At 72.2% G+C, this 22,418-nt stretch carries 18 protein-coding genes; 3 read left to right on the top strand and 15 right to left on the bottom strand.

Annotated elements, in window-relative coordinates; translation table 11 throughout:
• Positions 1 to 3 precede the first annotated feature (3 nt).
• Complete coding sequence (locus OG406_RS30850; RefSeq protein WP_267050385.1) at positions 4 to 765, top strand: nucleotidyltransferase domain-containing protein; 762 nt, start codon at positions 4 to 6, stop codon at positions 763 to 765.
• Here OG406_RS30850 and OG406_RS30845 read toward each other — a convergent pair.
• The 15 genes from OG406_RS30845 to OG406_RS30775 form a co-directional block, all read right to left on the bottom strand.
• Entirely contained in the window at positions 762 to 1,541 is a 780-nt protein-coding gene (locus OG406_RS30845) for a nucleotidyltransferase domain-containing protein (RefSeq protein ID WP_164372584.1), read from the bottom strand. The two genes, OG406_RS30850 and OG406_RS30845, sit on opposite strands and share 4 nt — an antisense overlap.
• A gap of 3 nt (positions 1,542 to 1,544) precedes the next feature.
• Positions 1,545 to 2,567 carry an ADP-ribosylglycohydrolase family protein gene (locus OG406_RS30840; RefSeq protein WP_081223614.1) on the bottom strand — a complete coding sequence of 341 codons (1,023 nt, stop codon included), beginning with the start codon at positions 2,565 to 2,567 and terminating at the stop codon, positions 1,545 to 1,547.
• The gene (locus OG406_RS30835) at positions 2,567 to 3,322 is read right to left on the bottom strand and encodes an NUDIX hydrolase (protein ID WP_164372585.1); all 756 of its coding nucleotides are present in this window, start codon (positions 3,320 to 3,322) and stop codon (positions 2,567 to 2,569) included. Before OG406_RS30835 ends, OG406_RS30840 begins: the two co-directional genes overlap by 1 nt.
• A gap of 182 nt (positions 3,323 to 3,504) precedes the next feature.
• A complete protein-coding gene (locus OG406_RS30830; RefSeq protein ID WP_266854701.1) occupies positions 3,505 to 4,983 on the bottom strand; it encodes an MFS transporter in 1,479 nt (492 codons plus the stop codon).
• A 20-nt stretch (positions 4,984 to 5,003) separates the two neighbouring features.
• Positions 5,004 to 5,597, bottom strand: coding sequence for a TIGR03086 family metal-binding protein (locus OG406_RS30825; protein WP_164372587.1), 594 nt, complete (start codon positions 5,595 to 5,597; stop codon positions 5,004 to 5,006).
• The gene (locus OG406_RS30820) at positions 5,594 to 6,562 is read right to left on the bottom strand and encodes a sigma-70 family RNA polymerase sigma factor (protein ID WP_267050387.1); all 969 of its coding nucleotides are present in this window, start codon (positions 6,560 to 6,562) and stop codon (positions 5,594 to 5,596) included. Before OG406_RS30820 ends, OG406_RS30825 begins: the two co-directional genes overlap by 4 nt.
• Positions 6,563 to 6,733: 171 nt before the next feature.
• The gene (locus OG406_RS30815; RefSeq protein WP_164372589.1) at positions 6,734 to 7,951 is read right to left on the bottom strand and encodes a pseudouridine synthase; all 1,218 of its coding nucleotides are present in this window, start codon (positions 7,949 to 7,951) and stop codon (positions 6,734 to 6,736) included.
• A complete protein-coding gene (scpB, locus tag OG406_RS30810; RefSeq protein ID WP_081223620.1) occupies positions 7,951 to 8,607 on the bottom strand; it encodes an SMC-Scp complex subunit ScpB in 657 nt (218 codons plus the stop codon). Before scpB ends, OG406_RS30815 begins: the two co-directional genes overlap by 1 nt.
• Positions 8,604 to 9,593 (bottom strand): segregation and condensation protein A, encoded by a 990-nt coding sequence (locus tag OG406_RS39475; protein ID WP_443067155.1) that lies wholly within the window; start codon positions 9,591 to 9,593, stop codon positions 8,604 to 8,606. The genes scpB and OG406_RS39475 overlap by 4 nt, the downstream gene beginning before the upstream one ends.
• Positions 9,594 to 10,166: 573 nt before the next feature.
• Positions 10,167 to 10,751 carry a hypothetical protein gene (locus OG406_RS30800; RefSeq protein ID WP_329188904.1) on the bottom strand — a complete coding sequence of 195 codons (585 nt, stop codon included), beginning with the start codon at positions 10,749 to 10,751 and terminating at the stop codon, positions 10,167 to 10,169.
• Entirely contained in the window at positions 10,736 to 11,872 is a 1,137-nt protein-coding gene (locus OG406_RS30795; RefSeq protein ID WP_081223623.1) for a ParA family protein, read from the bottom strand. The genes OG406_RS30800 and OG406_RS30795 overlap by 16 nt, the downstream gene beginning before the upstream one ends.
• A gap of 425 nt (positions 11,873 to 12,297) precedes the next feature.
• Positions 12,298 to 13,422: an alanine dehydrogenase gene (ald, locus tag OG406_RS30790; RefSeq protein ID WP_266612529.1), complete on the bottom strand. Its 1,125-nt coding sequence runs from the start codon at positions 13,420 to 13,422 to the stop codon at positions 12,298 to 12,300.
• A gap of 161 nt (positions 13,423 to 13,583) precedes the next feature.
• Positions 13,584 to 15,665 carry a tetratricopeptide repeat protein gene (locus tag OG406_RS30785; RefSeq protein ID WP_266612531.1) on the bottom strand — a complete coding sequence of 694 codons (2,082 nt, stop codon included), beginning with the start codon at positions 15,663 to 15,665 and terminating at the stop codon, positions 13,584 to 13,586.
• A 199-nt stretch (positions 15,666 to 15,864) separates the two neighbouring features.
• Positions 15,865 to 16,491, bottom strand: coding sequence for an NUDIX domain-containing protein (locus OG406_RS30780; RefSeq protein ID WP_164372592.1), 627 nt, complete (start codon positions 16,489 to 16,491; stop codon positions 15,865 to 15,867).
• 111 nt (positions 16,492 to 16,602) lie between these two features.
• Entirely contained in the window at positions 16,603 to 18,270 is a 1,668-nt protein-coding gene (locus tag OG406_RS30775) for a CTP synthase (protein WP_164372615.1), read from the bottom strand.
• A 538-nt stretch (positions 18,271 to 18,808) separates the two neighbouring features.
• Here OG406_RS30775 and OG406_RS30770 point away from each other — a divergent pair.
• Complete coding sequence (locus OG406_RS30770; RefSeq protein ID WP_267051589.1) at positions 18,809 to 20,611, top strand: glycoside hydrolase family 15 protein; 1,803 nt, start codon at positions 18,809 to 18,811, stop codon at positions 20,609 to 20,611.
• A gap of 140 nt (positions 20,612 to 20,751) precedes the next feature.
• Positions 20,752 to 22,380 carry a PucR family transcriptional regulator gene (locus tag OG406_RS30765; protein ID WP_164372593.1) on the top strand — a complete coding sequence of 543 codons (1,629 nt, stop codon included), beginning with the start codon at positions 20,752 to 20,754 and terminating at the stop codon, positions 22,378 to 22,380.
• Positions 22,381 to 22,418 lie beyond the last annotated feature (38 nt).

The following is a 22,418-nucleotide window of genomic DNA, read 5'->3' as shown; positions in this document are numbered from 1 at the left end:
GGCATGCGTCCCGAATCCGGAGCGCCGCGGGTCTCCGTGGCGCCCCCTGCCTCCCCGCTCGCCCTGGTGCGTGACCACACGGTCTACTCCTGTGTGATGGGGTCGCGCGCCTTCGGGCTGGCCACGGACGACAGCGACACGGACGTCCGCGGCGTCTTCCTCGCCCCGACCCCCCTGTTCTGGCGCTTCGAGAAACCGCCGACCCATGTCGAGGGGCCGGCGGAGGAGCAGTTCAGCTGGGAGCTGGAGCGGTTCTGCGCACTCGCGCTGCGGGCCAACCCGAACATCCTGGAGTGCCTGCACTCCCCCCTCGTCACGCACACGGACGACGTGGGGCGCGAACTCCTCGCCCTCCGGGACGCGTTCCTGTCCCGTCACGCACACGAGACGTTCGCCCGCTACGCCCTGGGCCAGCACAGGAAGCTGGAGGCCGACGTCCGCCGGCACGGCGCCCCGCGCTGGAAGCACGCCATGCATCTGCTGCGGCTCCTGATGAGTTCGCGCGATCTGCTGCGCACCGGCGTCCTCACGGTCGACGTGGGCGACCACCGGGAGCCGCTCCTCGCGGTGCGGCGGGGCGAGCTGTCCTGGGACCGGGTCGAGACCTGGATGTCCCGGCTGGCGGCGGAGGCCGAGGAGGCGGAGTCCCGCAGCCCGCTTCCGCCCGAGCCGGACCACGCACGCGTGGAGGACTTCCTGATCCGGACGCGCCGGGCGTCGGCGCTCCGGGAATCCGGCGCGCCCGACGCGTACGACACGCCCTAGGAGACCACCGCGGCCCGTCGGTCGGCGTCGAGACGGACCCGGACGACGTAGTCGTGCAGGGCGTCGCGCACGGAGGGGGCGTCCGGCAGCGCCGAGGTGTCCTGGGCCTCGTCGAGGACGCCGTGCAGCCGCTCGACGTCGGCCTCCACCCGGTCGCGGGGGACGTCGGCCGTGCCGTGCTCCCGCTCGGCCTTCTCGGCGATCAGCTCCGGGAGATAGTCGGGAGAGGCGACCTGTCCCACGAGCGTGGGCAGATCGGCCTGGACCTCGCCGCTGCGCATCAGATGGATGCCGGTGAGCAGCACACGGAACGTGTAGAGCAGCGGCTTGAGTTCGCCGGTCCGCTCGAAGAGCCGCCACTGCGTCGAGGCGAACCCCCGGTAGTGGTGGGCGTGATGGCGGGTGAGGACGCCGGGGGCGAGCGAGACCAGCTCCCGGTGTTCGTCGCCGGTGTGCACGACGAGCGGCGACAGCAGCTGCTCCAGCACGTAGCCGTTGCGCCGCAGCATCAGCGTTACGAACTTGCGCAGGTCGTGGGTGACCAGGTCCATCTCGACGCCCTCGCGCAGCCACATGCGGGACCGCGTCTCCTCCGGCTCGCGCAGTCCGACGAGGTCGGCCGTGGGCAGCAGATGGACACCGCGCAGGTCGACGTCGGAGTCGCGCGAGGGGAAGCCGTACAGGTGCGCCCCGGAGACGGTGGCGAAGAGCACGGGGTCGGGCTGTTCGGCCACCACGCTCGCGAGGTCGGTGCCGAGGTCCAGGGCGTCTGTCATCCCTCAAGCGTCCCAGAGCGCCCCCAGGGACATCAGGTCGCCCTGGTACTCGATCCGGTCGGCCCACTCCCGGGGCCACGCGCCGGAGCCGTGGTAGGCGCCGGCGAACGCCCCGGTCAGGCAGGCGATCGAGTCGGAGTCGCCCGAGGTGCAGGCGGCGCGGCGCAGCGCGGTGACGGGTTCGTCGACGAACAGCAGGAAGCACAGCAGGCCGGTGGCGAGCGCCTCTTCGGCGACCCAGCCCCCGCCGGTGGCCATGCAGGGGTCGGACTCGGGCGAGACGGTGCGCACGGCGTGCCGGAGGTTGTCGAGGACGTCGAGGCACTCGTCCCAGCCGCGGGAGATGTACTGCTCCGGTGTGGCGTCCTCGCCGAAGCTCCACAGGTCGCCGAGCCAGCGCGCGTGATAGCGGTGCCGGTTCTCGTACGCGTACGAGCGCAGTCTGCCGATGAGTCCCATCGGTTCGGTGCCCTGGGCGAGCAGCCAGACCGCGTGGGCGGTGAGGTCCGAGGCGGCGAGCGCGGTGGGGTGGCCGTGGGTGAGCGCGGCCTGGAGCTGTGCGGCCCCCGCGCGCTGTTCGTCACTGAGGCCGCGGACGAGCCCGACGGGTGCGACCCGCATGTTGGCGCCGCAGCCCTTGGAGCCGATCTGGCTGGCCTCCTGCCAGCGGCGCTTCTCGTTCTTGAGGAGGTTGCAGGCGGTGAGGCAGGTCCGGCCGGGGGCGCGGTTGTTCTGCGGTGACTGGTACCAGTCCACGAACTCCTCGCGCACCGGCCGTTCCATCCGCAGCGGGCCGAGCAGCCCGCGGTCCATGGCGGTGCGCAGTCCGCGGGCCAGGGCGAGCGTCATCTGGGTGTCGTCGGTGACGATCGCGGGCCGGGGCAGCGCCATCTGCCGCCAGGGGCCGCACTTGTCGAGGATGGCGGGCACGGAGTTGAACTCGGTGGGGAAACCGAGCGCGTCACCGAGGGCCAGACCGATCAGGGAGCCGGTGGCGGCGCGTTTCGCGAGGGTGGTGGTGGTCATCAGGGCCGTCCTTCCGAGGTGGGGCGCAGCAGGGGTGGGTGCAGTGCTTTCGCGCCGCCCGCGCGGTACAGGGCGGCGGGCTTGCCGCGGCCGCCCGTGAGGCGCGCGGCACCGGGGACCTGTTCGACGAAACCCGGCGTCGCGAGGACCTTGCGGCGGAAGTTGGGCCGGTCGAGAGCGGTGCCCCACACGGTCTCGTAGACCTGCTGCAGTTCTCCGAGGGTGAACTCGGGCGGACAGAAGGAGGTGGCGAGACAGGAGTACTCGAACTTGGCGCCCACCCGTTCGTGGGCGTCGGCGAGGATGCGGTCGTGGTCGAAGGCGAGCGGGGCGAGCGCGTTGAACCGCAGCCACTGGGCCTGCGCCGCGTCTCCGCCGCCGTGCGGTTCGGGCGCGTCGGCGATGAGCGCGGCGAACGCGACGGAGACGATCCGCATCCGGGGGTCGCGGTCGGGTTCGCTGTAGGTGCGCAGCTGTTCCAGGTGGAGCCCCGAGATGTCCGACAGGCCCGTCTCCTCGGCGAGTTCGCGGCGTGCCGCCGCCTCCGCGGACTCGTGGGGCAGCACGAAGCCGCCGGGCAGTGCCCAGTGGCCGGCGTACGGCTCCTGGCCGCGCTCGACGAGCAGCACCTGGAGTGCGCCCGCGCGCACGGTCAGGACGGCCAGGTCGACGGTGACGGCGAACGGCTCGAAGGCGTACTTGTCGTATCCCTCGGGCCTCGTACCGCCCGGTGCGCGGCCGTCCTCCGACGTCACACCCTCATCCCCTTTATGGTCAGCCTGACTATGGTCAGTACGACTATAAAGGGGATGCGAGGACCCCAACAAGGTTCACAGCCAGGGAAGTTGCGGATTCTCGGGGCGGCCGCGGGAGAGGTGACCGCGCCTGGGGCGGGGGCGGCGGAAGGGGTGCGGAACCCGGGCCGAGGCCGCGTCGGTCACCCGTCGGCCCCCGCCTTCGGAGACTCGGCCCGACGGGCTCCGGACCGGCGCACGTCGAGCCCCTGCGCCGGTGCGCGCGCCGGGGCGAGAGCCGCCACGAGCGCTCCGACGGCCGCGACGCCGGCGGAGACCCACAGCGCGGGGCCGCAGCCGTCGACGAACCGCTCGGCCGAGCCGTAGCCCCCGTACCGGGTGAACACGGCCGCGGCGACGGCGATCCCGAAGACTCCGCCGAGTTCGCGCAGCGCGTTGTTGACGCCGGCGGCGACCCCCGCGTCGGCGGGCGGGACCGACGAGGTCACCGCGTTGGCGACGGTGGGGAAGACCATCGAGATGCCGATGCCCGCGACGATCAGCGGAAGGACCAGCCGCCCGTAGGCCACGCCCGGCTCGACCTGCCACGCCAGCAGACCGAGACCGGCGGCCTGGAGGGCGAGCCCGCCGAGCATGAAGGGACGGTTGCCGAACCGGTCGGCGAGCGCGCCGGCGAGCGGCGCCACCGCCAGTGGCATGCCGGTCCACACCAGGATGCGGACACCGGCCTGCAACGGCGAGTTCCCGAGCCCCAGTTGGAACAGTTGCGTGATCATGAACAGGGAGCCGAGCAGCGACATGAAGGTCAGGAAGGCGACGCCGTTGGCGGTGGAGAAGGCCCGCCTGCGGAAGTATCCGAGGGGCAGCATCGGGTAGCGCGCCCGCGACCGCTCCCAGCCGAGGAAGGCCGCCGTGAAGAGCGCTCCCACGGCCAGTGCGCCCAGCACCTCGGCGCTCCCCCAGCCCGCCTGCGGGGCGCGCACCGGCGCCCAGGCGAGTCCGGTCAGTCCGACGGCCGCCAACAGCATCCCCACGATGTCGAGTTGTGGGCGCGGCCCGTGACTCTCGCGCAGTTTCAGCGCGGCCAGGGGCAGCATCACCAGCCCGGTGGGCACGTTCAGCCAGAAGATCCACTGCCAGGACAGGCCCTCGGTGACGGCCCCGCCGAGAACGGGTCCCGCCGCCACCCCGAGGCCGGTCACCCCGCCCCACACGCCGATGGCCACGCCCCGCTTCTCGGCCGGGAACGCCTCGCTGATCAGGGTCAGGGTGAGCGGCAGCAGGACGGCCGCGCCGGCGCCCTGGAGCACCCGCGCGCCGATGAGCTGCCCCGGGCCCCCGGACAGCGCCGCGAGCGCCGAGGCCAGGGTGAAGACGGCGAGTCCGGCGACGTACATGCGCCGCCTGCCGAAGCGGTCGCCGAGCGCGGCACCGGTCAGGGTGAGGCAGGCGAACACGAGGTTGTACGCGTTGATCGTCCATTCCAGGTCGGACAGGCTCGCCCCGAAGTCGGCGCGCAGCGAGGGCAGCGCGGTGGCCACGACGACCACGTCCAGGGAGCAGAGCAGCGCCCCCAGTCCGGCGAGCACGACGGTCCACGCACGGCGTGCGGGCACGGGCGTCGGCTGCTGGACGGGGGCGCGGGCGGTGGTGTCGGTCATGACGGTTCCTTCCGTGAGGATCACTCACGGAAGACGGACCGGCGCCGCCCCGGAAAGGAATCGTGGCCGGGGCCGCGTCCCAGGAAGGCGAGGAGCACGTCGCCCGGCCCGGCCCCGGCGGGGACCGCGACCGGATCGGCGAACCGCACCCCGCGGTCGGCGTCCGCCACCACGACCGGCGCGAGGGGCAGCAGGTCCGCCGCGAGCGCCGCCGGTATCGGCCGGGGCCGGCCGCACGCCTGCGTCACGTCCCAGCCGTGCACCGCGATCTCCAGGGCGCCGACCGCCGCCAGCAGCCCGAGGTCGAGGCAGCGGTCGCCCACGGCGGGGGCGGGCGGCGCGGCGGACACGGCGGCCCAGGCTCCGAGGAGTGCCCCGGCCCGCGCCCGGAAGGCGCACACCGGATCGGCGGCGGGCACGGCGGGGCACAGCCCGACCCGGCCCTCGGCAACTCCCTCGTGAAGCGCGTCCAGCGAGTCGTCGAGATGCTGGAGCAGTTCCCCGAGGTCCCACTCCGCGCACGGCGTCGGGCGGCCGAGATCCGCGCGCGGGACGGCGGCGACCCCGCCCAGCGCGTAGGCGAGGGAACGCTCCAGCAGCTCACCGGGGTTCACGCGAGCACCCCGGGCAGCCCGAACCCGGGGAAACGGTCCGGGTCCAGGAACACGGTGAGCCGTGCGACGGCCCCCTCCTCGACGGTGAGCACCTGCACGGAGTGCGCCCGCAGCACCCCGTCGGCACCGGCTTCGTACGCGGCCACGGCGGGCTGCCCGTTGGCCCGGACCGGCAGCATGCGGATCCATCCCGGCGCGCGGCCGGAGAGCACCCGTACCCGCAGGAAGCGCAGGACGTCCTTCTTGCCGCTGAACCACTCCAGATGGGGCGGCATCTCCAGCTCGACGCCGTCCCTCAGCAGTCCGAGCAGCGCCTCCATGTCGGCGTTCTCGAAGGCCCGCATGTACCGGTCGAGCAGTTCGCGGTCGTCGGCCCCGTCGGGCTCGACCACCAGGTCCTCCTCCGGTGCGACCTCGTCGAGGCGGGCACGCGCGCGCTGGAGGGTGCTCTTGACCGCCGCGGTCGACGTGTCGAGCACGGCGGCGACCTCGGACGCCCGCCAGGCCAGCACGTCCCGCAGGATCAGCACGGCCCGCTGCCGCGCGGGCAGGTTCTGCAGCGCGGCGACCAGCGCGAGCCGCAGGGTGCCGCGCGCGGCGACGACCGTCGCCGGGTCGAGGAGCGCGTCGGGCAGCGGCTGGAGCCAGGGGACGTCCGTCGCCGGGGCCCTCAGCGGGCCCTCCGGCGCGTCTCCCGGCCCGCCGAGCCCGGTGGGCAGCGGACGCCGCCCTCGCCCCTCCAGCGCCGTCAGACAGGTGTTGGTGGCGATCCGGTAGAGCCAGGTGCGCAGGGAGGCCCGGCCCTCGTACCCCTCGTAGGAGCGCCAGGCCCGCAGGTACGTCTCCTGGACCAGGTCCTCCGCGTCGTCGGCCGAACCGAGCATGCGGTAGCAGTGGGCGAGCAGCTCCCGCCGGTACGGGCCGGTCAGCCGGACGAACTCGTCACGGTCCGTCGTCGCGGTCATCGCCGCTCCCTTCGTCGCACCCGGCGCACGTCGGCACACCGGTGGTCCGTTCACCGGTACAGACCGGCGGGGCGGCGAAAACGAATCGGCCGGCCCCGGAGAAGTTCCGGAACCGGCCGTCGTACGCGCGAGGCGTGAGGGCGGTGAGTCGCGCGACCACCCGCCGGAGGACTAGAGGCCGACCTCGGCCATCAGCATGCCGACCTCGGTGTTGGACAGGCGGCGCAGCCAGCCCGACTTCTGGTCGCCCAGCGTGATCGGGCCGAAGGAGACGCGCACCAGCTTGTCGACCGGGAAGCCGGCCTCGGCGAGCATGCGGCGCACGATGTGCTTGCGGCCCTCGTGCAGGGTCACCTCGACGAGGTAGTTCTTGCCGGTCTGCTCGACGACGCGGAAGTGGTCCGCCTTGGCGTACCCGTCCTCCAGCTGGATGCCGTCCTTGAGCCGCTTGCCCAGGTCACGCGGGATCGGGCCGACGATGTGCGCGAGGTAGACCTTCTTCACGCCGTACTTGGGGTGGGTCAGCCGGTGTGCGAGCTCACCGTGGTTGGTGAGCAGGATGACGCCCTCGGTCTCGGTGTCGAGCCGGCCGACGTGGAAGAGCCGCGTCTCACGGTTCGTCACGTAGTCGCCGAGGCACTGACGGCCCTCGTTGTCCTCCATGGTGGAGACGACACCGGCGGGCTTGTTCAGCGAGAAGAACTGGTACGACTGCGTCGCGACCGTCAGGCCGTCGACCTTGATCTCGTCCTTCTCCGGGTCGACGCGCAGCCCCTGCTCCAGGACGATCTCGCCGTTGACCTCGACCCTGGCCTGGTCGACCAGTTCCTCGCAGGCACGCCGCGAACCGTAGCCCGCTCGCGCGAGGATCTTCTGGAGACGCTCGCCCTCCTCCTCGGCACCCGGGAAGGTCTTGGGGAGCTTGATGTCGGGCTTGCCCGCGTACCGGTCGCGGTTGCGCTCCTCGGTCCGCGTCTCGTACTCACGGGAGCGCGAGGGCTCCGTGCGGCCGCCGCGCTGCTGGCTCTGCTTGGGGCCGCCCTTGGCGCCGCCGCGCGCCGAGGCGCCGCGCCCGGACTTCGGGCCCTCGTGCGTGCCGCCGGGGCCTACGTCGTAGCGACGCTCCTCGGGACGGGGCTTGCTGGGACGCTTCGGCTGGTCGTCGCTCCTCGGCTGGGAGCCGGCTCCGCGCGATCCCGCGCTCCCGCCGGCCCCACGCGAACCGCCGGCCCCACGGGGGGCGCCGCCTCCGCCGGTCCCCCGCGGACCGCCGCCGCTTCCGCGCGCACCGCCGCTCCCGCCGGACCCACGCGAGCTGCCGCTCCCGCCGGTTCCCCGCGGGTTGCCGCGCCCGCTGTTCCTGCCGCTGCCACTGCCACTGCTTCGCATCAAAGTTCCGTCGTCGTCGTGTCGTCTGCGTCTGTATCCGGTGCATCCGGATCGAACGACGGGACCCCTTCCAGCGTCTCTGCTTCGATCGCGTCCGCCTCGGGGAGGAAGGGCGCGAGCTCCGGGAGCTCGTCCAGACCGCGAAGGCCCATTCGCTCCAGGAAGTAGTTCGTCGTCGTGTACAGGATCGCACCTGTTTCGGGTTCCGCGCCCGCCTCCTCCACCAGACCCCGCTGGAGGAGGGTGCGCATCACGCCGTCGCAGTTGACTCCGCGGACCGCGGAGACCCTGGATCGGCTGACCGGCTGGCGGTACGCGACGACGGCGAGCGTCTCCAGTGCCGCCTGGGTGAGACGGGCCTGCTGCCCGTCCAGGACGAAGCGCTCGACGGCGGCCGCGTACTCGGGCCGGGTGTAGAAACGCCAGCCGCCGGCGATCAGCCGCAGCTCGAATCCGCGCCCCTGAACGGTGTAGTCGTCGGCCAGCGCGCGCAGGGCGTCCGCGATCTGCCGCTTGGGCCGCTCCAGTATTTTCGCGAGGTGCTCCTCGGTCGCGGGCTCGTCCACGACCATCAGGACGGCCTCCAGGGCGGGCCTGAGGTCGAGGTCGGCGACGGTGCGCGGCCCCGCGGGGGTCTCCATGGTGTCCTCGCTCACGCCTTCTCCTCCTCGGGTTCCCCGGGCTTCCCGCCCGCCCGCCTGTTCCCGTCGTCCAGCGGGTCCGGGGGCCGGTCGAACTCGTCCGTCACCCTCGGCCGGTCCTCGCCCTCGCCGCCCGTCCAGCGCACCATCAGGTCCCCGAGGGCCTCCTCCTGGTCCAGGGCGACGGCCTTCTCCCGGTAGAGCTCCAGCAGGGCCAGGAAGCGGGCGACGACGGTGAGGGTGTCGTCGGTGTCCTCGACCAGCGCCCGGAAACTGGCCTCGCCCAGTTCCCTCAGCCGCGCCACCACGATCCCCGCCTGCTCCTGCACGCTGACGAGCGGGGCGTGGATGTGGTCGACGTAGACCTGCGGCCTGGGTCTGGGCTGCATCGCCTTCACGGCGAGCCGGGCGAAGCCCTCCGGCCCGATGCTGATGACCACCTCGGGCAGCAGCGCCGCGTGGTGCGCCTCCAGGCCGACGGTACGCGGGTAGCGGCGGCCCTCCTCTTCGAGCCGGGCGTTGAAGATGTCGGCGATCTGCTTGTACGCGCGGTACTGGAGCAGCCGTGCGAACAGCAGGTCCCGTGCCTCCAGGAGGGCCAGGTCGCCCTCGTCCTCGACCTCGGCGGTCGGCAGCAGGCGGGCGGCCTTCAGGTCGAGCAGGGTGGCCGCGACGACCAGGAACTCGGTCGTCTGGTCGAGGTCCCAGTCCGGGCCCATCGCCCGGATGTGCGCCATGAACTCGTCGGTCACCTTCGACAGAGCCACCTCGGTGACGTCGAGCTTGTGCTTCGAGATGAGCTGGAGCAGCAGGTCGAAGGGTCCCTCGAAGTTCGAGAGCCGCACCTTGAAGACCCCGTCGTCCACGGGCTCGACGGGCTCGACGCCAGCGGCGCCGTCGGTGACGGCGGTCGAGCCGGAGACGTCGCCGCCCGCTGTCCCGGCCCCGCCGGGAGTCGTGCCGGGCGAGCCGGATCCGCCCGTGCCCGCCTGGCCCGGCACCGCCGGAGCGTCATCGGGCGCGCGCGAAGGCAGGGCGGCCGGGGCGCTGGACGCGGGCGGGACCGCGGTCCGGGCAGCGACCGCGACGGGGCCGCCGTCGGACTCCGCGGCGGACCCGGCAGGACGCACGAAGGGGTCGGTCTCGGCTCCGCTCGCGTCGGCGGAGCGGTCGGACCCGACGGACCCGGCGAACCTCGGAAGGGCCTCGGCGGCCTCCGCGGGCCCTTGGAGCGCCTCGGGGAGTCCGGCCGGACTCGCGGGCCCGGCGGACGTGCCGGAGCCCTCTGGGGCCGCCTCAGGCGGTTCGGTGGGGTTCCCGTGCCGGACGCCGGGCGCCTCGGGTGCTCCCGGGGCCTCGGCCTCCTCGGCGGAGGGGCCCACCGGGGCCGTCGGCTGCCCCGGAGGCGTTTCGTGCGGTCCGGCCGACGGGCCGGACGGTTCCGGGGACGGCGGGGGCTGGGCCCCACCGGGCGCCGGTGCCGTGCCCGGCCCTCGCCCCAGCGCACGCCGACGGCCGCCGGAGGCGGCGGTCGGAGGCGGGTCGTTCGAGGTCATAGCCGTCGCAGGCTACCGCTACCGCCCGCGCAGCCGTCGTACGAGGATGCTCGCGTCCCCGCGGGATTCCAGATCGGCGAGGACGACGGCGACCGCCTCGCGGACGATCCGCCCGCGGTCGACGGCGAGCCCGTGCTCACCGCGGAGCACCAGGCGGGCGTGTTCGAGGTCCATCAGTTCCTCGGCGGACACGTACACCGTGATCTTCTCGTCGTGCCGCTCCCGCCCGCTGGGCCGCCGGTTGGCGGCCGCCCGACCGCGTTTACGGGACGACTGTCCCGCTGCGCCGGGGGCGGCAGAACCTTCCTGCGCCTGCGGGCGCCGCCCCGAACGGTCCGGGGCACCGCCCCGGCTGCGGGACTCCCCCGCGTCGGACGACTCGGCACCGGCGGCGACATGTTCGTCGCCCTCGCCGTCACCGCCCTGGACGGGCACCGCGTGCGGTGCGTCCTCCCCGGCGGCCGCCGCGTCGCTCTCACCGGCCGGCGCCGGCACCCGGGCCTCGCCGTTGGTCCGGCGCGAGGGCGTGGACGACTGGAGCGCCATTCCCCCGGTGGTACGGAACAGTTCGTCGGCCCCCGGCAGACTCACTCGGCGTGACACCGGGCGAGCACCTCCCTGGCGAGCTGGCGATAGGCGGCGGCACCGACGGAGTTGGAGGCGTACGTGGTGATCGGCTCACCGGCGACGGTGGTCTCCGGGAAGCGGACGGTCCGGCCGATCACGGTGTGGTAGACGTGATCGTCGAAGGCCTCGACGACGCGTGCGAGCACCTCACGGCTGTGCACCGTGCGGGAGTCGTACATCGTCGCGAGGATGCCGTCGAGTTCCAGCTCGGGGTTGAGCCGCTCCTGGACCTTCTCGATGGTCTCCGTGAGCAGCGCGACACCACGCAGCGCGAAGAACTCGCACTCCAGCGGCACGATCACCTTGTGGGCGGCCGTCAGCGCGTTCACGGTGAGCAGACCGAGCGAGGGCTGACAGTCGATCACGATGTAGTCGTAGTCGGCCATCAGCGGCTTCAGGGCCCGCTGGAGCGTGGACTCGCGCGCGACCTCGCTCACCAACTGCACCTCGGCGGCGGACAGGTCGATGTTGCTGGGCAGCAGGTCCATGTTCGGGACCGCCGTCTTCAGGAGCACCTCGTCGGCCGCCATGCCCCGCTCCATGAGCAGGTTGTAGACGGTGAGGTCGAGCTCCATCGGGTTGACGCCGAGTCCCACGGACAGCGCGCCCTGCGGGTCGAAGTCGACGAGGAGCACGCGGCGGCCGTACTCGGCGAGCGCCGCGCCCAGGTTGATGGTCGACGTGGTCTTGCCCACGCCGCCCTTCTGGTTGCACATCGCGATGATCGTCGCGGGGCCGTGGCTGGTCAGCGGACCCGGGATCGGGAAGTAGGGCAGGGGCCGCCCCGTCGGGCCGATGCGCTCGCGGCGCTGGCGGGCCGCGTCGGGCGCGAGCGTGGCCGCGTACTCCGGATCGGGCTCGTACTCGGCGTCGGGGTCGTAGAAGTGCCCCTCGGGCAGTTCGTCGTAGTCGGCGAAGTGGGTGTGGTTCTCGCCACTTCCGTTGCCGGCCATGGCGTTCACGTGATGGCCATCCATGCTCTGGTGTGCTGGCTGGGTCAGCCCTGTTCTACGGGGACTCTGGTGGGCCGCGAAGGTGCGGACAGCGACGGAGCCGACAGCCTCGAGCCCCGTGGGGCTCTGGCCCCGCGCCGGCATTCCTGGTTGACCACCCCCGGGAGTAAATGTCGACTCATTCACAAGTCGTCTTACCTCCTTGGTGACCAGGAAACTTCTAGATAGGTCAGCGTGGCACCATGCCGACGGTTGGCGACTCTATGGCGTGTCACCGCTCCGCAGCAACACAATCCGCCGGACCCGACCCGATGTGTCGGCAACCGAACACCCCTCTGTCAAGGGCGTAAGGCCGTCGCACAGCAGGTTTCACCGGTGTGCGAATCGGTTAAAGAGTTACGTTCGTGGCGAGTTGAACGAGTGTCGCAAAGTGACCCGACACACACCCGGCCGGACCTTGTCGGGCAAGGTCCGGCCGGGTGCGCGGTGTTGACGACCTGTGTTGACGTATCGCCTTTTGTCAGCCCGGAGTCGACCGCGAATGTCGACTCTCGACGCCTGCGCGGGTCCTAGCTGAGCAGGCTCTCCAGGGAGACGTGCTCCAGGCCGTGGGCCTCGGCGACCTCGCGGTAAACAACCTTGCCGTCATGGGTGTTGAGGCCCTTGGCCAGGGCGTTGTCGCGGCGCAGAGCCTCGACCCAGCCGCGGTTGGCGAGCTCGACGATGTACGGCAGCGTCGCGTTCGTCAGCGCGTACGTCGAGGTGTTGGGCACCGCGCCGGGCATGTTGGCGACGCAGTAGAAGACCGAGTTGTGGACCGGGAAGGTCGGCTCGGCGTGCGTGGTGGGACGCGAGTCCTCGAAGCAGCCGCCCTGGTCGATCGCGATGTCGACAAGGACACTTCCCGGCTTCATCCGGGACACGAGCTCGTTGGTGACCAGCTTCGGGGCCTTGGCGCCCGGGATGAGCACGGCACCGATCACGAGGTCGGCCTCGAGGCAGGCCTTCTCCAGCTCGAAGGTGTTGGAGACGACGGTCTGGATCTTCGTACCGAAGATCTTGTCCGCCTCCTTGAGCTTGTTGATGTCGCGGTCGAGCAGGGTCACGTGGAAGCCCATGCCGATGGCGATCTGCGCGGCGTTCCAGCCGGAGACGCCGCCGCCGATGACGACGGCCTTGGCGGCGAGCACGCCCGGGACACCGCCCGGCAGGACGCCGCGGCCGCCGTTGGCGCGCATCAGCTGGTAGGCGCCGACCTGCGGGGCCAGCCGGCCCGCGACCTCGGACATCGGGGCGAGCAGCGGCAGCGCGCGGCTCGGGAGCTCGACGGTCTCGTACGCGATCGCCGTGGTGCCCGACTCCAGGAGGGCGTCCGTGCACTCCTTGGAGGCGGCGAGGTGCAGGTACGTGAAGAGCGTCTGGTCCTTGCGCAGGCGGTGGTACTCCTCCGCGATCGGCTCCTTGACCTTGAGCAGCAGGTCGGCGGTGGCCCAGACCTCGTCGGCGGTGCCGAGGATCTGCGCACCGGCGGAGACGTACTCCTCGTCCGTGATCGAGGAGCCGACACCGGCGTTCTGCTCGACGACGACCTGGTGGCCGTGGCGCACCAGCTCGTGCACGCCGGCGGGGGTGATGGCCACCCGGAACTCGTTGTTCTTGACCTCGCGGGGGATGCCGACCTTCACGTCGATCACGGTCCTTGGCTCAGAGGGTTCGGGGCTATGCACGCCGAGGCGATGCAAGCCAGGCGATGCATGTCATACCCGGCATACGGGAGCACACCGGGAGACACCACGGAAGAACGCGGCGGAGCCAGTCTAATGAAGGGATTCTTTCTGTCTAGCCTTTCAATGCATCAACCTTCAGCGGATGCACTACGGATTTCGCAGGCGTTAGCGTCCTGTTCCGGGTCGATTGCGCTCTCCGGGAGCTCTTCTCCCAGCATGCGCTCGGCGGCGGCGCGGTGCAGCCGGGCGGCCGCCGGGTCGCCGAGCCGGTCCAGGGTGTCGGCCAGCCGGAGCTGCAGCGCGGCCTGCAGCCGTACGTCGTCCGCGCGACGCGCCCACTCGACGGCCTCCTGGCAGGTGCGCAACGACTCCTCGGGCCGTCCCGCGTACTCCTGGACGCGCGCGGTCTCGCTCAACGCGCGTGCCTGCGCGGCGACATCGCCGTTCTTGCGGTGCCCGGCGACGGCGGAGCGCCAGTTGACCAGCGCCTCGCCGTAGCGGCCCGCGTAGGTGTGCGCGGTGGCGAGGCGTCCGTACAGCCGGGCGGCGTCCACCCGCTCGCCGCGGGCGAGGCGCTCGGCGAGGGCCCGGCCGTACCAGTCGGCGGCCCGGTCGTAGTCGCCCAGCTCCTGGTGGGCACCGCCTACGGATTCCATCGCGCGGCCGGTCGCGTACGGGTCGTTCGCCTCGCGTCCGGCGTCCAGCGCGGCCCGGTAGCGGGCGAGGGCATCCGTGCTCCGGCCGGTCTGCGCGTCGAGGTCGGCGAGGTTCAGCAGGGCCGCGGCCTTCTCGCGGGGCAGCTTCCGGCGCTCGGCGACGTCCAGGACGAGCCGGTGGATGCCGTACAGCTCGGGTGCGGCGGCCTGGGTGCCGAAGTGCGCGACCATGGCCCGCACCAGCGCGGCCATCAGACGCCGGGCGAGGGTGTCCAGCTCCCCGTCCGCCACCGCGAGCCGGGCGGAGGCGAGCAGCGCGGGCTTGCGGACGGTCAGCCACTCCTCGGCCGCCCGGGGGCTCGGGAAGCGCAGGGCGCGCGGCATCCCGGCGAGCTTCTCCTGGGCGGGCGAGCTGTCGGTCTCGGTGATGGCGCGGCAGGACACCAGCAGCCGTACGGTCCGCTCCAGCATCCGGGCACGGGCGAGCTGCACCTCGGCGGGACGGTCGTGGGCCTCGACGAGTCCCTGGAGGAGCGGCTGCAGGCAGCCGGGGACCTCGTACTGGGGCAGCGGGCCGGGGACCGCGTGGAGCAGGCCGAGCGCGGCGAAGTCGTCGAGCGTGGTGCGCGCGGCCTGGACCGAGCAGCCGGCCAGCGCGGAGGCCGTGTGCGGGTCCACCAGGCCCGCGGGCGCGAGGGAGAGCAGGCGCAGTATCCGCGCGGCCGTGCTCGGCAGCGAGGTGTAGGCGAGCCGGAAGACGCGGGCCAGCGCGGTGCCGTCCTCGCCCTCGGACCGCAGGTGCTTGGAGAGGTCGGCGACGGCGGACGCCGGGCGGGCGGCGAGCCAGCCGCCGGCGAGCACCAGGGCGGCCGGCTGACCGGCGCAGAGCTCGACCAGTCCCTCGGCGGCGAGCGGGTCCACGGTGATGCGCACCGAGCCGGTGAAGTGGCCGAGGAGTTCGAGGGCGGACTTGGTGTCCAGGCCGCCGAGGGTGCAGGGGCGGACGTCCGCGATCCCGGTCAGCGGTCCCTCGGACACGGCGACGACCAGGCAGTCCGGGGAGTCGGGCAGCACCGCGTCGACCTGTTCGGCGTCGGCCGCGTCGTCGAGCACGAGCACCGCCCGGCGGACCGCGAGGGCCTCGCGCAGCCGTTCGCCGAGATCGTCCGCGCCGGCCCCGGGAGGCGTCGGCAGTCCGAGCGCGGTCAGCAGCTCACGGGCGGTGGACTCGGTGGGCACGGGGGTGCCGTCGGGTTCGGTGAGCCGGGCTCGCAGTATGCCGTCGGGGTAACTCTCGGCGACCTGCCCGGCGAGTTCGGCGGCGAGCGCGGTGCGGCCCGATCCGGGTTTGCCGGCGATCAGGAGAACCCGCGCGCGGGGTGCCTTGCGGCCGGACAACGTGTCCAGCCCCGCGCGTTCGATGTCGGCCCGGAGTTCCTTCAACTCTCTGGTACGGCCCAGGAACTGACTCTCCGTAGGAGCGGACCCGGCAGCCGGTCGCCGCCCCTTGGCCGACACCTTCGTGCCGCCGTCGTCCACTGCCTGATCCGCCACGGGCCACACTCCCGTTCCACTGCGCGCGCAAGCCCGCCGGGACTCCGGTTCGGGCGTTTCCAGAGCCTAGTTCACGCTCTGCGACGATCCGGGAGGAGCGCGGCGGGGACGTCCCCCGATCGGATCAGGCGATCGTAGGACCGGCACCTCCGGACGGGTGGGTGTTCCGCGTCCGGAGGGGTGGCGGGAGGAACCGGTGTCAGGCCTCGAAGGGGCGCGCCGGCCAGGGCGCCTCGGCGGGACGCAGAGCGTCCAGCCCGTCGCCCTGCCGCGCCGCGACGAGCGAGAGGACGCCCACGACCAGGCAGTTGTTGTGCAGCTCGCCGGCGAGGACACCGCGGACGAGGTCGTCGAGGGGAACGCGGGCCAGCTCCATGTCGGCCTCCTCGTCCTCGACGTCGAACCGCTCGCCCTCCGCCTCGGAGAGGTCACGGGCGAGGAAGATGCGCACGGCCTCGTCGCAGCCGCCGGGCGTGGTGTACACGTCGGTCAGCACGCGCCAGCTCTCCGCCTTGACGTGCGCCTCCTCGTACAGCTCGCGCTGGGCGGCGTGCAGCGGGTTCTCCCCGGGGATGTCGAGCAGGCCCGCCGGGATCTCCCACAGCTTCTGCCGCACGGGGTGGCGGTACTGGCGCAGCACCAGCACCCGGCCCTCGTCGTCGAGGGCGAGCACGGCCACGGAGCCCGGGTGGACCTGGTAGTCGCGGCGGACGACGGACCCGTCGGGCATGACCACGTCGTCGGTGCGTACCGAGGTCTTGTTGCCCTTGAAGGGGGTCTCGGTCGCCCGGACCTCCCACTCCTCGGGGGTGTCCTTGATCGTCATGGTCTGTCCTCCCACACGTGCCCAAAGAAGCCGGTCCGTCGACGGAGCCGGGGCGCGCGACCTGCGGTTTCACCCGCGGGTCGGCACCCCGGCCACCGTACAACCCTTGTGTTACCTGCCCGTCTTGCGCTCCACCGCGGCCTTGACCAGGCCCGCGAAGAGCGGGTGCGGCCGGGTCGGGCGGGAGCGCAGTTCGGGGTGCGCCTGGGTCGCGACGAGGTACGGGTGGACGTCGCGCGGGTACTCGACGTACTCGACGAGCTTGCCGTCGGGGGAAAGGCCGGAGAACTGCAGACCGGCCTTCTTCTCCAGCTCGGCGCGGTAGGCGTTGTTCACCTCGTAGCGGTGACGGTGGCGCTCCTCGACGTACTCCTTGCCGTCGTACACCTCGCGCACGATCGAGCCCTCGGCGAGCTTGGCCGGATACATGCCCAGTCGCATGGTGCCGCCCATGTCGCCCTCGCCGGCGACGATGTCGAGCTGCTCGGCCATCGTGGAGATGACCGGGTGGCCGGTGGCGGAGTCGAACTCGGTGGAGTTGGCGTCCGGGATGTCGGCCAGGTTCCGCGCGGCCTCGATCACGATGCACTGCAGGCCGAGGCAGAGGCCGAGCAGCGGGATCCCGTTCTCGCGGGCGTACTGGATGGCGCCGACCTTGCCGGACACGCCGCGGTCGCCGAAGCCGCCGGGGATGCAGATCGCGTCGACGTCCCCGAGCTGGGCCGCGGCACCGGCGGGGGTCTTGCAGTCGTCGGAGGTGACCCACTTGATCGTGACGCGGGCCTTGTTCGCGAACCCGCCGGCGCGCAGCGCCTCGGTGACCGAGAGGTAGGCGTCGGGCAGGTCGATGTACTTGCCGACGAGCGCCATGGTGATCTCGTGGACGGGGTTGTGGACGCGGTCGAGCAGGTCGTCCCAGGTCGTCCAGTCCACGTCGCGGAACGGCAGGTCCAGCTTGCGGACGACGTAGGCGTCCAGGCCCTCGGTGTGCAGGACCTTCGGGATGTCGTAGATCGACTTGGCGTCGATGGCGGCGACCACGGCGGCCTCGTCGACGTCGCACATCAGCGAGATCTTGCGCTTGATGGCGGTGGGCACCTCGCGGTCGGCGCGCAGGACGATCGCGTCCGGCTGGATACCGATGTTGCGGAGCGCCGCCACCGAGTGCTGGGTGGGCTTGGTCTTCAGCTCGCCGGACGGGCCGATGTACGGGAGGAGCGAGATGTGCACGACGAACACGTTGTCGCGGCCGACCTCGTGGCGGACCTGGCGGACCGTCTCCAGGAAGGGCAGGGACTCGATGTCGCCGACCGTGCCGCCGACCTCGGTGATGACGACGTCGACGTCGTCGGTGGCCATCCGGCGGATGCGGTGCTTGATCTCGTTGGTGATGTGCGGGATGACCTGCACCGTGTCGCCCAGGTACTCGCCGCGCCGCTCCTTGGCGATGACGGTGGAGTACACCTGGCCGGTGGTGACGTTGGCCGAGCCGTCGAGGTCGACGTCGAGGAAGCGCTCGTAGTGACCGATGTCCAGGTCCGTCTCGGCGCCGTCGTTCGTGACGAACACCTCACCGTGCTGGAACGGGTTCATCGTGCCCGGGTCGACGTTCAGGTACGGGTCGAGCTTCTGCATCGTGACCCGCAGACCCCGCGCCTTGAGCAGCGCGCCCAGGCTGGAGGCCGTCAGTCCCTTGCCGAGGGAGGAGGCGACACCCCCGGTGACGAAGATGTGCTTGGTCGTCGTGGCAGTGCTGTTTCGGAAAGCAGCGGGCGGCATGGCCAAGAGGGGGCTCCCGTGGTCGCGGTCTGGGGTGCGTACCGGCGTGGGGTCCGGAGATTTCCGGAGGCGCCGTCGCTGCGGTTCGGGGGTTTCTTGCCCACCGGTCCACGGGCTACCAGGGTATCAGCGACCGAACGAGGCTGCTTCCGGCCACGCTCCGCGCACACCTCGGCACACACCCCGCACACCGCTCACTCGATCGGCCCAGCCGGGTTGCCGGGAGCGGCACGCGGATCTTCCACGTGCGTCGTATCCTGCTCGGACACTCGCTGCCGAGTCCCGCCGGTACACGGCATCATCCCGTCCGTATCCGGAACAAAAAGGGCTTGTCAGTTCGTTTCGAGACGACAATCGGATCGCCCCTCACACTGAAACGGACGCTCCGCAGCGACGTACGAACTACGTCCCCCCACCCCCGATCCTCAGCAATACCGAAGTTCCGCATTGCCTACTTTTCCGCACTACCTACGTTCCCTTGACCGCAAGAGCGACCGCCCCGCGCAGGGGCGCCGTGGCCGTTCGACTGGAGATGCACGTGGCCGGGCGCATCGAGGACTACGCACTCATCGGAGACATGCAGACAGCCGCGCTGGTCTGCCGGGACGGCACAGTCGACTGGCTGTGCCTGCCCCGCTTCGACTCCCATGCCGTCTTCGCAGGACTGCTCGGCACGGAGGAACACGGATTCTGGCGGCTCGGGCCCGCCCACGCGGCCGACACCGAACCCCCCACGGCGGCGCGCCGCCGGTACCGCGGCGACTCGCTCATCCTCGAATCCGAGTGGGACACCCCGCGGGGCACGGTCCGGGTGACCGATTTCATGCCCCCGCGTGACGGCGCCCCGCAGCTCATCCGGATCGTCGAGGGCGTCACCGGCCGCGTGCCGATGCGCTCCGCGCTGCGGATGCGTTTCTCGTACGGCCGCGTGGTGCCCTGGGTGCACAAGCACGAGGGCCGCACGGTCGCCGTCGCCGGACCGGACTCGGTCTGGTTCGACACGGACTGCGAGACGTACGGCAAGGACCTGACCACGTACGCCGACTTCACGGTCGCGCCGGGTGACCGGATCGCCTTCACGATCTCGTGGGAGCCCTCGCACAAGGTGCCGCCCGCGCTGCCCGAGCCGGAGCAGTCCCTCGAGGCGACCGAGGACTTCTGGCGCGACTGGGTCGACCAATGTACGTACCACGGCCCCTACCGCGAGGCCGTGGTGCGTTCCCTGATCACGCTGAAGGCGCTGACCTACGCGCCCACGGGCGGCATCGTCGCCGCGCCGACCACCTCCCTCCCGGAGGAGATCGGCGGCGTCCGCAACTGGGACTACCGCTACACCTGGCTGCGCGACGCGGCCATCACCCTCTCCTCGCTGCTGCGCACCGGCTATCGCGAGGAGGCCCGCGCCTGGCGCGAGTGGCTGCTGCGCGCGGTCGCCGGCGACCCGGAGAACCTGCAGATCATGTACGGCATCGCGGGCGAACGGGAGTTGGGCGAGGCCGAGCTCGACTGGCTGCCCGGGTACGAGGGTTCGGCGCCGGTCCGCGTCGGGAACGGCGCGGCGCACCAGCTCCAGCTCGACGTCTACGGCGAGGTCACCGAGGCCCTGCACCTGGCCCACATGACGGGCCTGTCCCGCAACGACTACGCCTCGCTGCTCCAGTTGAAGCTGATCCGCTACCTGGAGGACCACTGGGACCAGCCGGACGAGGGGATCTGGGAGGTCCGCGGCCCGCGCCGGCACTTCGTGCACTCCAAGGTGATGGCCTGGGTCGCCGTGGACCGCACGATCAAGCTCATCGAGTCCGGTGACGCGGACGGCCCGCTGGAGAAGTGGCGCGAGCTGCGCGACGACATCCACCGGGACGTCTGCGAGAAGGGCTACGACAAGGAGCGGAACACGTTCACGCAGTCGTACGGCTCCAAGGAGCTGGACGCCTCGCTGCTGCTGATCCCGCAGATGGGCTTCCTGCCACCGGACGACAAGCGCGTGATCGGCACCATCGAGGCGATCCAGCGCGAGCTGTCCACCGCGGACGGCTTCATCCTGCGCTACCCGACGACGGGCGAGCACGCGGGCGTGGACGGTCTGGAGGGCGACGAGGGCGCGTTCCTCGCCTGCTCGTTCTGGATGGCCGACGACCTCGCGATGATCGGGCGGGTCGACGAGGCCCGCAAGCTCTTCGAGCGTCTGCTCGCCCTGCGCAACGACCTCGGTCTGCTCGCCGAGGAGTGGGACCCGCGCCTGCAGCGCCAGGTCGGTAACTTCCCGCAGGCCTTCAGCCACGTCCCGCTGATCGACACGGCCCTGCGGCTCACCGCGAGCGGGGCGTACGGCGGCTGATCCCGCCCGGATCGGGCGCACCCGGGCATCCGCCCCACCGCGCCCGATCCACCGGGACCGGGTGGTGGCCGCTCCCCGCGCGGACCACCGTGCGGCGGCGGAGATGCCCCGGCGCCCCGTCCGCGGGTAGCGTCCGCAGCATGGACAGCCGTTACGACACCCAGGGCGCCGGAATCACCGTGCAGCGGGCCCTCGAGCTGCCCGGCCTGCGGAGCGGGCTGCCGGAGATCCTCGCGGGGGCCGACCGGCTGCAGCGCACCGTGCGCTGGGTGCACGCCGGCGAGGTGCCGAACATCGCCTCGCTCCTCAAGGGCGGCGAACTGCTGCTGACCACGGGATACGGGCTCGGCACCCGCCCCGCCGAGCAGCGGGCGTTCGTCCGCACCCTCGCCGAACGGGGTATCGCCGCGCTCGTGGTGGAACTCGGCCCGCGCTTCACCCGGCTGCCCGCCGCCCTCGTGGAGACGGCACGCTCGGCCGGCCTGCCGCTGGTCCAGCTGCACCGCGAGGTGCCCTTCGTGACGGTCACGGAGGAGATCCACACCGAGATCGTCAACGGCCACTACACCCTGCTGCAGCAGGCCGAAGAGGTGCACCGGCGCTGCACCGAGGCTCTCCTCGGCGGCGGCGGGGTACCCCAAGTGCTGCGCATTCTCGCCGACTTCAGCGGCAACCCGGTCTTCCTGGAGACCGCCGACGGGCAGCTGCTCTACTCGGCCGGGTCCGGAGCCGCGGGCGCCGACCCGCTCCAGGTCTGGGAGGGGATGCGCGGCCAGCACAAGGAGGAGCCGCCGGCGGGGACGACCCTGGTGGACGTGCCCGGAGGCGGACCGGGCACCGGTTCCGTGCGGGCACGTCTGGTCGTGCTGCCGGTCAGTGCCCCCGTCGCCCCGGTGCACCGGCTCGCCGCCGAACGGGCCGCCGGCATCCTGGCCGTCGTGCTGATGCAGGCCCGCCAGGAGGAAGAGCTGGCCGCGCGCGGACGCGGTGACTTCCTCACGGATCTCGCCGAGGGCCGTATCGAGGCGGAGGACGCCCCGGCACAGGCCCGCGTGCTCGGCTTCAAGCCCGGTACCAGCCCACTCCTGCCGGTCGTGATGCGGCTGGCCGACGGTCTCGCGCCGGGCGGCGGCTGGGCGGTCCTCGCCCGCGCGGTCGCCGAGGAGCTGGCCTCGGTCGGCGTCCCGGTCCTGCTGGGCGTCCGTCCCGTGGAGGGCCGTGTCCCGCTGCTCCTCGGCCTGCGCGCGGAGTCGGAACGCGCGACCGTCGCCGACCGGGTCGCGGCGGCCCTGCGTGCGGGTGTGGAGCGGGCGGGCATGCAGCGGCCCGGGGCACAGCCGCCGGTCGTGGTGGTCGGGGTGGCGGGCGGCTGGGCGGCCGCGTCGGCGGGCCTGCGGCACGCGGCGGAGACGGCGACGGCCGCGCAGGGCCTGTCCGACCGTCCTTGGTACGACGCCCGCCGGCTGGACATCGACCTGCTGCTGTGGCGGCTGCGTGAGCATCCCGACCTGGCCGCCTTCGTCGACCGGGCGATCGGCCCGCTGCGCGATCACGACCGCCGCTCCAAGCCGCCGTTGCTGCCGACCCTGGAGACCTATCTGGCGCACGCGGGCCGCAAGGCGGAGACCGCCCGTGAACTGCACCTCAACCGGCAGACCCTCTACAACCGGCTGGCCCGGATAGGGGAGTTGCTGGGCACCGACCTCGACGACCCGCAGACGGTCCTGGCGTTGAGCCTGGCACTGCGGGCCCGCAGGCACGTGCCGTAGCGGACACCGCGTGGATCGCCAGGGGTCACGGACCGCCG

This window comes from Streptomyces sp. NBC_01428, from assembly GCF_036231965.1.
GTDB lineage: Bacteria > Actinomycetota > Actinomycetes > Streptomycetales > Streptomycetaceae > Streptomyces.
Note: the sequence above shows the minus strand (reverse complement) of the source record. Positions and strands in the feature narration are given on the sequence as shown.